Here is a 13,777-nt window from a genome sequence, read left to right as displayed (position 1 = left end):
TGACTATGGACATAGATCTTCTCGTCGTCGGGTCCGGCTTTTTCGGCCTCACCATCGCGGAGCGAGCCGCGAGCGCCGGCCGCAAGGTCACGGTCATCGACCGCCGAAACCACATCGGGGGTAACGCCTACAGCGAGAAGGAGCCCGAGACGGGCATCGAGGTTCACCGCTACGGTGCACACCTGTTCCACACTTCGAACGAGAGCGTGTGGGAGTATGTCAACAGGTTCACCAAGTTCACGAACTACGTGCACCGCGTCTACTCGACGCACAACGGTCAGGTGTTCGCGCTGCCGGTGAACCTTCACACGATCAACCAGTTTTTCGGTGCGGCCTTCACCCCCGACCAAGCGCGGGCCCTCGTGAAGGAACAGGCGGGAGAATTCGACGTCGCGACGGCGCAGAACTTCTACGAGAAGGGCGTTGCGCTGGTTGGTCGACCGCTGTTCGAGGCGTTCTTCGCCCACTACACCGCGAAGCAGTGGCAGACCTCGCCGGAGCAGCTCTCGGGTGACATCGTCAGCCGACTCCCCGTGCGCTACAACTACGACAACCGCTACTTCAACGACACCTATGAGGGTCTGCCCAAGGACGGTTACACCGCGTGGCTCGAGCGGATGGCCGACCACCCGAACATCACGGTCTCGCTCGGCACCGACTTCTTCGACGAATCGCAGCCTCTGCACCAGGGTGCCGTGGTCGGTCAACTGCCCGTCGTCTACACCGGTCCGGTCGACCGGTACTTCGACTTCACTGAGGGCTTCCTCTCGTGGCGCACGCTCGATTTCGAACAGGAGATTCTTCCGGTTGGCGACTTTCAGGGCACGCCCGTGATGAACTACCCGGACGCGGACGTCCCCTTCACCCGCATCCATGAGTTCAAGCACTTCCACCCGGAGCGCAAAGACATCTTCTCAGGCGACAAGACCGTCATCATGCGGGAGTTCTCACGATTCGCCGAGCGCGACGACGAGCCCTACTACCCGGTGAACACGTCGGCCGACCGGGTCGGCCTGCTGGCGTATCGCGACCTCGCCAAGGGCGAGAAGGACGTCTTCTTCGGAGGGCGTCTCGGCACCTATCAGTACCTCGATATGCACATGGCCATCGGCTCGGCGCTGTCGATGTGGAACAACCAGCTCAGCTGAGGGCTCGGGTGACCGCTACCGTAGGCGCGCCGGGATCTTTGCGCCGCAACCTCTACTCCCTCTGGGTGCTTTCCGCGCGCGACCTGCGTGTCCGCTACGCGACGAGCTGGCTGGGCTATCTGTGGAGCGTGCTCGATCCGCTCGTGATGAGCCTGATCTTCTGGTTCGTCTTCACCCAGATTTTCGAGCGCTCAGTCGGTTCCGAACCGTACATCGTCTTCCTCATCGCGGCGTTGCTGCCGTGGGTGTGGTTCAACGCCGCGGTCAGCGACTTCACGCGCGCTTTCGACAGGGACGGCAAGCTCGTCCGATCGACATCGATCCCCCGTGTTATCTGGGTCGGGCGCATCATCCTGTCGAAGGGGATCGAGTTCGTCTTCGCGCTGCCGGTGCTCGCAGCCTTCGCGTTCTTCTCAGGAGCCCACCTCGGCTGGGGCGTGCTCTGGTTCCCCGTCGCGATCCTCGTGCAGACATGCCTGCTCACGGGACTCGGGCTCATTCTGGCGCCGTTGTGCGCACTGTTCGAGGATCTCGAGAGGACGACGAAGCTCGTGCTGCGCGCGCTGTTCTATGCGAGCCCGATCATCTACAGCGCGCAGGATCTCCCGAACGGATTCGGCTGGTTGGGAGTGGTGAACCCGCTCTCCGGCATCTTCTCGATGTACCGGTCGGCGTTCTTCCCCGAACAGTGGAACACGCACGCGGTCATCGCCAGCATGGTGGTGAGCGTCGCGCTTCTCGCTGTCGGCGTGTTCGTCTTCCGCGCCCTCGAGCGCGATGTGCTGAAGGAGCTGTGATGGGCGAGTACGCGATCGAAGTATCCGATCTCGGGGTTCGGTTCCGGCGCAATCGCCGCGGCCGGCGCTCGATCAAGGCGATGTTCGCCAGTGCGTCACGCCGCACGCCGAAAGGCGAGTTCTGGGCGCTGCGGAACATCAGCTTCGACGTCAAGCCCGGGGACGCGATCGGCGTCGTCGGCCGGAACGGGCAGGGAAAGTCCACCCTGCTGAAACTCGTCGCCGGCGTGCTGCTCCCCGATGAAGGCGCTGTGACCGTGCACGGGGGCGTCGCCCCGCTGATCGAGATCACCGGGGGGTTCGTCGGCGACCTCACCGTGCGCGAGAACGTGCGGCTGACAGCCTCCCTGCACGGAATGAGCAAGGCCGAGGTGAATCGGCGCTACGACGGCATCATCGCCTTTGCGGAGCTCGAGGAGTTTCAGGAGACGCCGTACAAGCACCTCTCCAACGGGATGAAGGTACGCCTCGCGTTCTCGGTCGTCTCTCAGCTCGACGAGCCCATCCTCATCGTCGACGAGGTCCTCGCCGTTGGTGACCGGCCATTCCGCGAGAAGTGCTATCGCCGCATCGAGCAGATGCTCGAAGAAGGCCGGACGCTGTTCTTCGTCAGCCACAACGAGCGCGACCTCAAGCGCTTCTGCAAGCGCGGCCTGTACATTCGCGAGCACCACCTCGTCCTGGATGACGACATCGAAACGGTGATCGCGGCCTACAACAGCGACAATGCGCGGCGTGCGTAGGATCCGCGGCGTCAGGCCCTAACGGAGACATGATCTTGAGATCGCCAGCCGTCGCGCGTGCTCACGAAGGTGGATCAAGGCTCAGCCGCTCAGGCCGATCTCCTCGCCCAAGTTCTCCGACGGCGGGCGCATAGAGCGACTTCACTCCCGCCCCTCGAGGACTCCGGCATGTGAGAGCTCGTCCTGGAGATCACCGGGCCGCACCCACACCCGATATCCGAACTCAGCTTCGCCATCAACGCGCAGAGCGCCGCTGCGATGCAGCTCCGCGTTGTCATGGCAGGACAGCAACAGGTCGGTGGTGAAAGGGTAGCCCCGCGCCGGGATGGCCACATTCACCTCGCGCGGAGCGAACCAGTAGCCCGCCCAGTTCAGCATCTGGTACTGCCTGCTTCCGGTGGCGCAGGTGAGGTCTACATCCACAGGCAGCAGCTCTCCGCCTCCTGCCGCCGCATCCGCTAGTTCGAGGGCCGCCTCGGTCTCGAGCGGGGCAGGACGCCGCAAGTCCAGGTCCGCGTTCAGTGAAAGGACGGTCGCGAGAACGATCAAGCCCGCAGCGGTAGTGCGCGGGGACCTCCGGAGCACGAACATCGACGCGATGCAGGCGACCCCGAACAGAGAAGCCCACAGCCAGAAGCTGCCTTCATTCGTAAAGGATGGAAGCAGTGGTCTCACGAACGGCTCATCGGGGAACAATTGCTGCCAGCTGTTGATCGCGGAGGAACTCGTGGAGATCACACCCCACAACGGGACATCCGGCGCGACGCGCACCACGACGGCGATGGCGCCTGCGACGAAGACTCCCAGCGCGATCCAGATCATCGACGCGCGCACCCGGCGGATGAGCGCGACAATCGCAACGAGGCAGACGAAGGCAGCGACCTGATCGATATAGCGGGTGTACAGCCAGGCATCCAGCCGCACATAGGAGCCGTTCCACAGGATGTCCGGTCGGGTCCACCAGATGGCGCTCATCGCGACGGTCGCGATCGTGAGGCCGAAGAGGAATGAGCCGGGGCCGAGTCGAAGAGTGCGCACCTCGCGCAGCATCCAGACCACTATCACAACGATCCCTAGCGCGAAGAGACCGGCGGTGCCGACGACCTGCGCCCAGCTCTGATTCAACAGCACACGCGCGAGGAGCCGGGGCTCCGCATTGGTCAGCGCCGAGATCGCGAGGTCCGCCTTGTCGGCTCCGGGCAGCAGGACCCGGCTGTTGATCGCAGTGGCGAGCATGTCGACGCCCCGCCACGCCAGGACCAGCAGCGCGACTCCCACGATGGCCTTCGCGATGCTGCGACGGAAGAAGAACGCCATCCACACCAGAGCAGTCAGCACCAGAGCCAGTGCGCGAGTATGCGTCATATACGCGGCTGAGACGGCCGCCACGAGCAGTATCAGTCTCCACCAGGACGGACGTCGCCAGATCGCGAACATCGCCAGCACGGCGCAGGCATAGAACAGCATGAGCGCCTGCTCGCTGAGGGCGTACTCGGCAGCTCCGACGCGTCCCGGCAGGCACATCACGATGGTCGCGACGGTGAGCGCTTGCGGCGTGCTGAGCCACATGTACCGCCCGATCGCGGCCAGCGGAAGGATCGTGGCCGCGGCGAACACGCTCCCGAGCGCAACGGCCGCGTGGTACGCCGTCGTCGGATCTTGGGTGAACCACCAGATCGGCGTCAGTAGTATGGCCCAGCCGGGGTAGTAACCGCTCCCGGAGAGCGGGGTGATCTCGCTCGCTCCGGCGAGCAGTCGCGCGATCTGGAGCGGATGAATCTCGTCCCAAGGCGTTCGTGGCGCGATGGCGTCGCGGCTCACCTCGAAACGGAGCCAGACGAAGGCCACGAGTGCGACGACCGCGGCGACCCACCAGAACCAGGAGGACTGTTCAGCGGGGACCACCCTCTCAGCGCGTCGTCGCAGTGCCGCGGGCGGGACCGTGTCTGCACTGAACGAGACGAGGGCGGGCGCGACAGCTGCGGACTCGGGAGGCGAAGAGTCGGCACCCCGGGCAGAAGCGGTGTGTGCATCGGGAGCAGCAGAGCGCGGCACGGTCGGAGCCTCCGTCGGGTCGTCAGCGGCTCGACGCGCGATGTCTGGTCCCACGCCGATGATCAGGGAGGCGTCTGACACACTGTGATTCCCATCTGCAACGAAGTGAGATCGGCGGTCGCGCGTTCTCAGAGCACGGCGTGGACGCTGGGTCAATAGTAAACGATCATCAGCACCGGCAGCACCGAACCGGTGTCGGAGTCGACCTCGCGTCCGTCGGCGTGAGGGTGCCCGGCCTCCGCCGATTGTTCCACACTCGGATCTCGACCGCGGCTTCACCGAGGGCCCGGGTCAGCTCGTCGGCCTCCGCCTCCAGCTGCTGCTCCCGCCTCGGCGGCCCGGACTTCCCCGCGGCCGGGCCGGTACTCCGCGCCTCGAGGAGGTCTGCCTTCCATCGGTCGATCGAGTGCTCGCTGACCCTCGCTCGCCTCGCCGCTTCGGCTATGGTCTTCTCGCCGGCGACGATGCTCAGCACGATCCTCGTCGTTCTCTCCACCGGGATCAGTGGTGGTCTCCCTATGTTCGTTCGCGATCGCGTCCGAACCTGAGCGCTCGATGCTCGAGTGCCCGTGTCTAACAGGAAGCGTCCACTAAGATGACCGGGCCGCGACTTGTGCAGCCATCGCCATGCTTGGAGCCCCTGCCGCACGCCAACACTCTCAAAACCCCGGACGATATATGCGCCTCTTCATCCAGATCCCCTGCCTCAACGAGGAGTCGACTCTGCCGCTGGTGTTGTCGACCGTTCCGAAGCAGATCGAGGGCGTCGACGAGATCCATATTCTTGTGATCGACGACGGGTCGTCCGATCGCACCGTTGAGGTGGCCCGCGAGCTCGGTGTGGAGCACTTCGTGTTCCACACTCGCAATATGGGTCTCGCCCGATCGTTCCGTGACGGCGTCGACTACGCGCTCCAGCACGGCGCGGACATCGTCGTCAATACCGATGGCGACAACCAATACCCGCAGGAGCGGATTGCCGACCTCGTCCAACCGATCCTGCGCGGCGAGGCCGACATCGTCATCGGCGACCGTCAGACCAAGACGATCGAACACTTTTCGCCGTTCAAGAAGCTCATGCAGGGTGTCGGCAGCGGCGTCGTCAACTTCGCCGCGGGCACCGATCTGCCGGATGCCGCCAGTGGCTTCCGGGCGTACTCCCGAGAGTCGCTCTACCGACTCAACGTGGTGACGCAGTTCAGCTACTGCATGGAGACCATCATCCAGGCGGGCAACAAGCGCCTGCGGATCGCCAGCGTCCCGGTCAAGACCAACCCCAAGACCCGAGAGTCCCGGCTCTTCAAGAACATCTTCCAGCACATGGGACGCTCCGGGCAGGCGATCATGCGCAGCTATGTGATGTTCAAGCCGCACGTTGTGTTCCTCACGTTGGCGATCGCCTTCTTCGTCGGCGCGCTCATCCCCTTCGGGCGATTCGCGGTACTCAGCTGGCTCGGCGTCGCCGGCGACCACATCCAGTCGCTGATCCTCGGCAGCGCGCTCCTGGTCGGAGCGCTGCTCAGCATCGCTCTCCTCGTGCTGTCGGACATGCTCCACACCAATCGGACCCTCACCGAGGACGCCCTCGAGCGGATCAAACTCATCCAATACGGCCCCGACCGCCAGCTCGACCCACGTACAGGCGGAGCTCGGGATGCCGCTGTCCACCCGTCGCTCCCGGTGAGCGTGGCGGCGGTGGAGTCCAAGCACGGCGCGCGCGACGGCCACGCGTGACATCGTCACTCCTCATCCCACCCACCTCAGGAGGGTCGTTCTTGCTGAACAAACTCAAGGGCATCGCGAAGGACCTGCTCGCGATCACCTGGATCCGTCGCATCTACGAGACCGTGAACCGCGTCTTTCTCGAAAGCTTCGGGTCGAGCCGGGTGCTCACCCATTTCTTTTACTTCGTCAGCTTTATCACGTTCAACCGCGAGCAGGCGGCGGTCCTGCGCGGCCGCCGGAACTACTACCGGAACAAGCGGCGGGACCGAGTGACCCACGTGGAGCTGCGCCGCAACATCCACCGGCTTGAGAAGGGCCTCATCATGCGGCCCCGCCGCGATGTTTTCGCGCGCGACTACATCACTGAGACGATCGAGTTCTACGAACAGGCTGTGCGGCAGTGCCAGCACAGCCCGGGGACGATGGATCAAGGCGAGATGGACTGGTCACACGACGTGCTAACCGAGTACTTCCGCGTCGCCACGGGCGAGGACGCCACGGTCCAGGCTGCACGCGCGCGATTCGAGCACGCCGCTTACGAGGGGGAGTTCGCCGGCAAGGTTCCATACGTCAAGAAGCAGCTGTCGGACATGACCTACGACGAGCTGCAGTCGCTGGTGATGCAGCGGCGCAGCGTGCGATGGTTCGAGCAGAAGCAGGTGCCGCGCGAGCTCATCGACAAGGCACTCTGGCTCGGTCGCCAGGCTCCGACGGCGTGCAACCGGCTCCCGTACGAGTTCCGTGTCTTCGACGACCCCGAGCAGGTGCGCACCGTCTCGTCGATCCCCTTCGGCACGGCGGGGTACGGTCACAATATCCCCGCGATCGTGGTGGTCGTCGGCAAGCTCGAGTCGTACTTCAGTCCGCGTGACCGCCACGCGATCTACGTGGACGGCTCCCTCGCTGCCATGCAGTTCATGCTGGCGCTTGAGACCCTCGGCCTCAGCTCGAGCGTCATCAACTGGCCGGACTTCGAGCCCCTTGAGCGCAAGATGCAGAAGACGCTCGACCTCGAACTCACCGATCGCGTCGTGATGCTGGTCGCCGTGGGCTACGCACACCCAGAAGGGATGGTGCCCTACTCGGAGAAGAAGGGGCTCGAGACCTTCCGACGCTACAACTGACGATGTCGGAGGCACCGGCTTCGCTCCCTCACTGGCGTCGTAAGGCCCTGCGGTGGGGGATCACCGTGCTCGTGGTCGGCGTCATCGGCTACTTCTTCGCGCGCGCCTTGTGGGACAACTGGGATCAGATCCAGGCCGAGCAGCTGTCGTTCGACGGGCTGTGGATCGTCGTCGTTCTTGTGTTCGCGCTGGCCGTCCCGCTGACGGGGCTGCTCTGGGCGCGCATCGTGCGGGTTCTGGACCGCGACGCGCATGTGACCGTGACCGAGGCAGTGGCCGTGCAGTGCGCGTCGTGGCTGCTGAAGTACATTCCCGGTCAGGTCGGCTCGGTCGTGAACAAGGTGGTGTGGGCCGGTCGCAAGGGAATCAGTCGCACGCTCATCGTGATCAGCTTCGTGTACGAGAACGTGTTCCTCCAGCTGGCCTCGATTGTTCCCAGCGTGCTTATTCTGCTGATCAGTCTCGGGCCCGAGATCTTCGGTGACAACGTCACGTTGCTGCTGGCTCCGCTGCTGGTGCTCATCCCGATGGCGGCCGTGATGTACAAGCCGCTGTTCCACAAGATCGTCAGTGTTCCCGCGCGGCGCGCGCTCAAGCAGGATCTTCCGCAGGACTACTTTCTCGGGTCGTGGCGGTCGCTGGGCTTCACGGTCGAATTCATCGGACCGCGGATCGTCAATGCCATCGGCTTCGTGGTCATCTGCGCCACGGTGACCGAGGTCACACCCGCCGAATGGTTGCCCTTCGGAGCCGCCTACGCCCTCGCCGGAGCGATCGGCATCCTCGCCTTCTTCGTACCCAGCGGACTGGGGGTGCGCGAGGCGATCATCGTCCTAATCCTCAGCCAGTACATGCCGGTCGCTGAAGCCATTGTGATCAGTCTTCTCGCGCGCCTGCTGAGTACCATCGGCGATGGCGTGATCGCTCTCATCTACGCTGGCGTGCGACGCGCCGTTCCCAAGGAGAACAGACCATGAGTCCCACCAAAGACGTTCACAAGATCGCCATCATCGGGTCCGCGCTGTCCGGCAACAAGGGGGCCGCGGCGATGCTCGAGAGCGCCGTGCAGACGCTCGGCGAGCGCCTCGGCGATGTCGAGTTCACCCTCCTCAGCATGTACCCGGCGGAGGACCGCGCGCAGAACCCGTACGACAACCTCGACGTAGTCGCGGCGAATCCTCGCCAGCTCGGCGTGACGATCAACTCGCTCGCCCTGGCCTACCGGCTCCTCCCGCCGCTTCGGAAGACGATTGTCCGTCGTTCGCGTGCAATTCGTGCACTCGTCGAGGCGGATGTTCTTCTCGATCAGGGCGGCATCACGTTCACCGATGGCCGCGAGAAGTTCCTGCTCTACAACGTCGCGTCGATCCTGCCTGCCATCAACGTGAAGACACCGGTGTTCAAGTGTGCCCAGGCGGTCGGTCCGTTCCAGAACCCGATCAACCGCGCCGCCTCGAAGGTCTTCCTCCCGAAGGCGGACACGCTCGTCACGCGCGGCCGACTGACGCACGAGTTCGCCGAGGGCCTGGGGCTCACGAACCTGTACGCGGGTGCCGACTACGCCTTCTCGCTGGAGATGTCGGGCACCGAGCGTGAGGAGGTCAGCCAGCACTTCGACCTGTCGTTCTTCGACGGTGGCGACGTGGTCGGCGTGTGCCCCAGCGTCGTCCTCCAGAAGAAGGTCGACGCGCGTGGTGGCGACTATGCCGCTCAGATGGTCGGCTTCATCGAGCACCTGCAGGCACAGGGCAAGCGCGTGGCGCTCATTCCCCACAGCGTGCGCACCGGCACCCACAAGACGCACAACAACGACCTGCCCCTCTGCCGCGACATCTACGCGCGACTCGATCGCAGCGCGGACGTGCTGTTCGTCGACCGCGAGATGACCTCTCAGCAACTGCGGTACGTGATCGGGCAGTGCGGGCTCTTCGTGGCCAGCCGCTTCCACGCGATGGTTTCGTCGCTCGCGATGGCCGTGCCGACCCTTGTCATCGGGTGGAGCCACAAATATCGCGAGGTACTCGAGATGTTCGAACTCGAGGACTGGGCGTTCGGGCACGACAAGCTCACGCCGGAGTACCTCGCCGAACGCTACGCGGATCTGGAAGCCGCGCGCGGGGACGTGCAGGCGAAGCTGGACCAGCACCTGCCTGAGGTGAAAGCGCGGTCGGTTGCCCAGGCGGACCTGATCGCAGCGCTTGTGCATGGGGAGTGACCCGACGACGCTCCGCGTTCGCGGTCCGCGCTCGACGGGGGCCATCGGAATCGTCTCGGCCGTCTCGGCGGTGGGGACCCGCTCGTGTTCCGGGCGTTGAGGTCACCGCCGCTGGCGACGATCGATGAGCCGCGTCCCGTCAACTCCGTGCTGCGGATCCTGCAAGGCGGCGGGTGACCGCCGCTGTACGCCGCCTCCGTGACGGAGGGCACCCCTTTTGCGATGCAGGGGGCCGGGAACCCGCTCGTCGCCGCGACGTCCGCAGAGGTGCCCGATCCGACCGACCGATCGGTCGTGACCGGGCTCACCGAGCCAGGTCTGAACGGTGCGGAGCCGCGCGACCAGATGAATCAGCATCCGACCACCTCGCTACGGCCTCATCGTTACGGGCCTGCCCGTCCTGGGGGCTGACGACTGGCGATGGGATCAGCAGGTCATGGCGATGCGGCTGATGTCGGTGTCGAAGGTGGTCGGTCGAGTTCTCTTTGTAGCGGCGGAGTGTCCGCCGGATGACGAGGTCGGCGGCGGCACCGGTGATCGGCGTGCTTGCGAGTGCGAGGCTGTTCCCGCTCGAGGGTCCGATCAGAAGGTCGGAGAGTCAGGGCCGATCGCCGTGCGCAACGCGTCACGCCACGACCGGGGCGCGAATCCCGTTGCTTCGAGTTTGCTGAGATCGAGGGTGCTATTTCGCGGGCGGGGAGCAACGGGCGCTTTCGCGGAAGCCTGATACTCCTCCGTCGTGCATGGGCGGACTCGGTCGCGGTCGTGGCCGCCCAGCGCGAAGATCTCGCGCGCGATCTGCGCCCACGAGACCGGGTCGCCGCTGTTCGTCACGTTGTAAACACCTGACGCAGGACGCTCGTTGAGCAGGTGTCTGATCGCGCGCGCAAGGTCCGTGGTGAAAGTCAACCGCCCGACCTGATCGTCGACGACCGCCGGATCGACCCCACGCTCAGCGAGCGACGACATCGTTGCGACGAAGTTCGCGCCGTCGCCGATCACCCACGACGTTCGCACGATGTAGTGCCGCGGCACGGTGGCGACTGCCAGGTCGCCCGCAGCCTTGGACTGACCGTACACGCCAAGCGGGCACAGCGCGTCCTCCTCGCGGTAGGGGCGCGGCGCGCTTCCGTCGAAGACATAGTCCGACGAGATGTGCACGAGTGTCACACCGTGCTGTGCTGACAGGGCAGCGAGTCGCGATACCGCGGCCGCGTTCGCCTCCCATGCCTCGAGACGCCCTGAAGCCGTCTCGGCGCGATCCACAGCGGTGTAGGCGGCGGCGTTGATGATGACGTCATAGTCGCGCCAGCGGCGGGCGACGGCGAGGTCGGGGTCGGTGAGATCGAGCTCGGCGCGGGTCGCGAACTCGACGGTGTCATCGGAGGCGTATTCATTGCGCAGCGCGCGCCCCAGCTGACCGTCACCGCCGAGGACAAGCGTCTTCTTCGGCGCCACCGGAGTCACGTCGGCCAGGCGCGGATGAGCACGATCCCTTTCGGACACCTCCGCCCGTTCAAGGGGGATGGGCCACGGGATGGCCGCCGCCTCATCACCGGGGTTCAGCAGAGTGTAGGCGGCATCCGGCGACCAATGGTCGTTCACCAGATAGGTGTAGGTCGTATCGGCTTCGAGCGTCTGGTACGCGTTGCCCACTCCACGCGGAACGAACACCGCACGCGACGGGTCGAGCTCTGTCGTGAACACCACACCGAACGTCGGGCCCTCACGCAGGTCGACCCATGCGCCGAAGATGCGTCCCGTCGTGAGCGAGACCCACTTGTCCCAGGGTTCGGCGTGGATGCCACGGGTGGTTCCCACTGCGTCGTTGAATGACACGTTCTGCTGAACGGGGCCGAAGTCTGGCAGACCGGCGCCGGTCATCTTCTCGCGCTGCCAGTTCTCCTTGAACCATCCGCGGTTGTCACCGTGGACCGGCAGATCCCAGACTACGAGACCCGGAATCGGAGTTCGCGTCGAGGTGAGGGCCTTGCCGAAATCGGTCATCACTGGCCCTTCGACGCGTAGAAGGCTTCGGTGGCATCCTTCGACGGTGCCCACCAGGCTTCGTTGTCGCGATACCAGGCGATCGTGTCGGCAAGTCCCGCGTCAAAGTCCCCGAACCGGGGCGCCCAGCCCAACTCCGCGCGGATCTTCGACGCGTCGATCGCGTACCGCAGGTCATGCCCGGCACGGTCGGTGACGTGTTCGTACGCGTCTGCGGGCTGTCCCATGAGCTGCAGGATCGTCTCGACGACCGTCTTGTTGTCTTTCTCGCCGTCCGCACCGATCAGGTATGTCTCGCCGATGACACCGCGATCGAGCACCGCCAGGACGGCTGACGAATGGTCGTCCGCGTGGATCCAATCTCGGACGTTGGCTCCGGCGCCGTACAGTTTCGGCCGGATGCCGCGCAACACGTTCGTGATCTGACGTGGGATGAATTTCTCGACGTGTTGGAACGGTCCGTAGTTGTTCGAGCAGTTCGACAGTGTGGCCTGCACGGCGAACGAACGCACCCAAGCCCGCACCAGGAGGTCGCTTGCGGCCTTCGTCGACGAATAGGGCGATGACGGGTTGTACGGCGTGGTCTCGGTGAACCGCTGCGGGTCATCCAGCTCGAGATCGCCGTACACCTCGTCGGTGGAGACATGGTGGAAGCGACGCTCGTGACGTCGAGCAGCTTCGAGGAGCGTGTAGGTGCCGACCACGTTGGTGTCGAGGAACGGGCGCGGGTCGTGAAGCGAGTTGTCGTTGTGCGATTCTGCCGCGAAGTGCACCACGGCATCCACCGTGGAGAACAACCCATCGACGAGTTCGGCGTCAGCGATGTTCCCTTCGATGAATGTGAGTCGATCCGCGGGGATACCTGCGAGCGAGGCGGTGTGCCCGGCATAGGTGAGAGCGTCGAGCACGGTCACGTGAGCGTCGGTGTGCGCGACGACGTGATGCACGAAGTTCGAACCGATGAACCCGGCTCCGCCGGTGACGAGCAACCGGTTCATCCGCGACCTCTTTCCAGCGTTTCCAACAGATATGTGCCGTAGCCGGACTTGAGCAGTCTCTCAGCGCGTTGCCGCACCTCATCGTCGCTCAGCAAGCCCAAGCGCCACGCGACTTCTTCGGGTACCCCGATACTCAGACCGGTGCGGCGCTGGATCGTGCGCACGTACTCTGCGGCATCCGTCATCTGGTCGAACGTTCCCGTGTCGAGCCACGCCGTTCCGCGCGGCAACACCTCGACGAGCAGGTCACCGCGGTCGAGGTAGGCGCGATTGACGTCTGTGATCTCGTACTCGCCGCGGGCAGAGGGAGCGATCGATCGCGCGATGTCGACCACATCGTTGTCGTAGAAGTACAGCCCGGGCACCGCGAAGTTGCTCTTCGGCTGCGTCGGCTTCTCCTCGAGCGACACGGCTCGGCCGTTTTGGTCGAAGCCGACGACGCCGTAGGCCGAGGGCTGCGCCACCCAGTACGCGAACACCGCGCCGCCCTCGACGTCTGCGTATCGCGACAGCTGGGTGCCCAGACCAGGACCGTAGAGCAGATTGTCTCCTAGGATCAGCGCGACCTTGTCGCCGCCGATGAAGTCGGCGCCGATGGTGAAAGCCTGCGCGAGACCATCAGGAGACGGCTGCGTGGCGTAGGTGAGCGCAATGCCGAATTGCGATCCGTCTCCGAGTAGCCGCTCGAACGCCGCTGCGTCTCCGGGGGTCGTGATCACGAGGATGTCGCGGATGCCGGCGAGCATCAGCGTCGAGAGTGGGTAGTAGATCATCGGTTTGTCATAGACCGGAATGAGCTGCTTCGAGACGCCGAGCGTGATCGGGTGTAGGCGCGTTCCGCTGCCCCCCGCGAGAATGATGCCCTTCACAGGCACCATCGTCCCACATGCGACTGCGCACCCCTGGCGTTCCGCCTGGGTCACGCCGAACCCAGTTCTTCCCCGAGGCGTGGCTCATGCTGAGCA

General features: G+C 64.8%; 11 protein-coding genes. 7 read left to right on the top strand and 4 right to left on the bottom strand.

All coding sequences use genetic code 11. From position 1 onward, the window contains the following. Window positions 1-5: 5 nt before the first annotated feature. From glf to ACFQZV_RS12405, 3 genes are read left to right on the top strand one after another with little or no spacing between them, the layout of a single operon-like run. On the top strand, window positions 6-1,148 hold the full coding sequence (glf, locus tag ACFQZV_RS12415; protein WP_378753381.1) for a UDP-galactopyranose mutase: 1,143 nt from the start codon (window positions 6-8) through the stop codon (window positions 1,146-1,148). An 8-nt stretch (window positions 1,149-1,156) separates the two neighbouring features. Continuing rightward, window positions 1,157-1,945 (top strand): ABC transporter permease, encoded by a 789-nt coding sequence (locus ACFQZV_RS12410; protein WP_378753379.1) that lies wholly within the window; start codon window positions 1,157-1,159, stop codon window positions 1,943-1,945. Continuing rightward, on the top strand, window positions 1,945-2,688 hold the full coding sequence (locus ACFQZV_RS12405) for an ABC transporter ATP-binding protein (RefSeq protein ID WP_378753377.1): 744 nt from the start codon (window positions 1,945-1,947) through the stop codon (window positions 2,686-2,688). Before ACFQZV_RS12410 ends, ACFQZV_RS12405 begins: the two co-directional genes overlap by 1 nt. A 141-nt stretch (window positions 2,689-2,829) precedes the next feature. On the opposite strand, the gene ACFQZV_RS12400 is transcribed toward ACFQZV_RS12405, so the two are convergent. Continuing rightward, window positions 2,830-4,593 carry a hypothetical protein gene (locus tag ACFQZV_RS12400; RefSeq protein WP_378753375.1) on the bottom strand — a complete coding sequence of 588 codons (1,764 nt, stop codon included), beginning with the start codon at window positions 4,591-4,593 and terminating at the stop codon, window positions 2,830-2,832. An 828-nt stretch (window positions 4,594-5,421) separates the two neighbouring features. On the opposite strand from ACFQZV_RS12400, the gene ACFQZV_RS12395 reads away from it, so the two are divergent. The 4 genes from ACFQZV_RS12395 to ACFQZV_RS12380 are packed head-to-tail and all read left to right on the top strand — an operon-like array spanning window position 5,422 to window position 9,807. Continuing rightward, window positions 5,422-6,477 (top strand): glycosyltransferase family 2 protein, encoded by a 1,056-nt coding sequence (locus tag ACFQZV_RS12395; protein ID WP_378753373.1) that lies wholly within the window; start codon window positions 5,422-5,424, stop codon window positions 6,475-6,477. Next, window positions 6,474-7,592: a nitroreductase family protein gene (locus ACFQZV_RS12390; protein ID WP_378753371.1), complete on the top strand. Its 1,119-nt coding sequence runs from the start codon at window positions 6,474-6,476 to the stop codon at window positions 7,590-7,592. Before ACFQZV_RS12395 ends, ACFQZV_RS12390 begins: the two co-directional genes overlap by 4 nt. A gap of 2 nt (window positions 7,593-7,594) precedes the next feature. Continuing rightward, complete coding sequence (locus tag ACFQZV_RS12385; RefSeq protein WP_378753369.1) at window positions 7,595-8,569, top strand: lysylphosphatidylglycerol synthase domain-containing protein; 975 nt, start codon at window positions 7,595-7,597, stop codon at window positions 8,567-8,569. Beyond that, window positions 8,566-9,807 (top strand): polysaccharide pyruvyl transferase family protein, encoded by a 1,242-nt coding sequence (locus ACFQZV_RS12380; RefSeq protein ID WP_378753367.1) that lies wholly within the window; start codon window positions 8,566-8,568, stop codon window positions 9,805-9,807. Before ACFQZV_RS12385 ends, ACFQZV_RS12380 begins: the two co-directional genes overlap by 4 nt. Window positions 9,808-10,389: 582 nt before the next feature. On the opposite strand, the gene rfbD is transcribed toward ACFQZV_RS12380, so the two are convergent. The 3 genes from rfbD to rfbA are packed head-to-tail and all read right to left on the bottom strand — an operon-like array spanning window position 10,390 to window position 13,681. Then, window positions 10,390-11,814: a dTDP-4-dehydrorhamnose reductase gene (rfbD, locus tag ACFQZV_RS12375; RefSeq protein ID WP_378753365.1), complete on the bottom strand. Its 1,425-nt coding sequence runs from the start codon at window positions 11,812-11,814 to the stop codon at window positions 10,390-10,392. Then, window positions 11,814-12,812, bottom strand: a complete 999-nt coding sequence (gene rfbB / locus ACFQZV_RS12370; RefSeq protein ID WP_378753362.1) for a dTDP-glucose 4,6-dehydratase — start codon at window positions 12,810-12,812, stop codon at window positions 11,814-11,816. Before rfbB ends, rfbD begins: the two co-directional genes overlap by 1 nt. After that, window positions 12,809-13,681 carry a glucose-1-phosphate thymidylyltransferase RfbA gene (gene rfbA, locus ACFQZV_RS12365; protein ID WP_378753360.1) on the bottom strand — a complete coding sequence of 291 codons (873 nt, stop codon included), beginning with the start codon at window positions 13,679-13,681 and terminating at the stop codon, window positions 12,809-12,811. Before rfbA ends, rfbB begins: the two co-directional genes overlap by 4 nt. Window positions 13,682-13,777: the final 96 nt, after the last annotated feature.

The organism is Microbacterium koreense, from assembly GCF_042677105.1.
GTDB classification, from domain to species: Bacteria; Actinomycetota; Actinomycetes; order Actinomycetales; family Microbacteriaceae; genus Microbacterium; species Microbacterium koreense.
The sequence above is the reverse complement of the archived record's forward strand: the minus strand, read 5'-3'. Positions and strand labels throughout refer to the sequence as shown.

Excerpts from the sequence above, each read along its gene's own strand:
- ACFQZV_RS12395 (WP_378753373.1), top strand. The coding sequence starts at position 5,422 with ATGCGCCTCTTCATCCAGATCCCCTGCCTCAACGAGGAGTCGACTCTG.
- ACFQZV_RS12405 (WP_378753377.1), top strand. The coding sequence starts at position 1,945 with ATGGGCGAGTACGCGATCGAAGTATCCGATCTCGGGGTTCGGTTCCGG.
- ACFQZV_RS12380 (WP_378753367.1), top strand. The coding sequence starts at position 8,566 with ATGAGTCCCACCAAAGACGTTCACAAGATCGCCATCATCGGGTCCGCG.
- ACFQZV_RS12385 (WP_378753369.1), top strand. The coding sequence starts at position 7,595 with ATGTCGGAGGCACCGGCTTCGCTCCCTCACTGGCGTCGTAAGGCCCTG.
- rfbD (WP_378753365.1), bottom strand. The coding sequence starts at position 11,814 with ATGACCGATTTCGGCAAGGCCCTCACCTCGACGCGAACTCCGATTCCG.
- rfbB (WP_378753362.1), bottom strand. The coding sequence starts at position 12,812 with ATGAACCGGTTGCTCGTCACCGGCGGAGCCGGGTTCATCGGTTCGAAC.
- glf (WP_378753381.1), top strand. The coding sequence starts at position 6 with ATGGACATAGATCTTCTCGTCGTCGGGTCCGGCTTTTTCGGCCTCACC.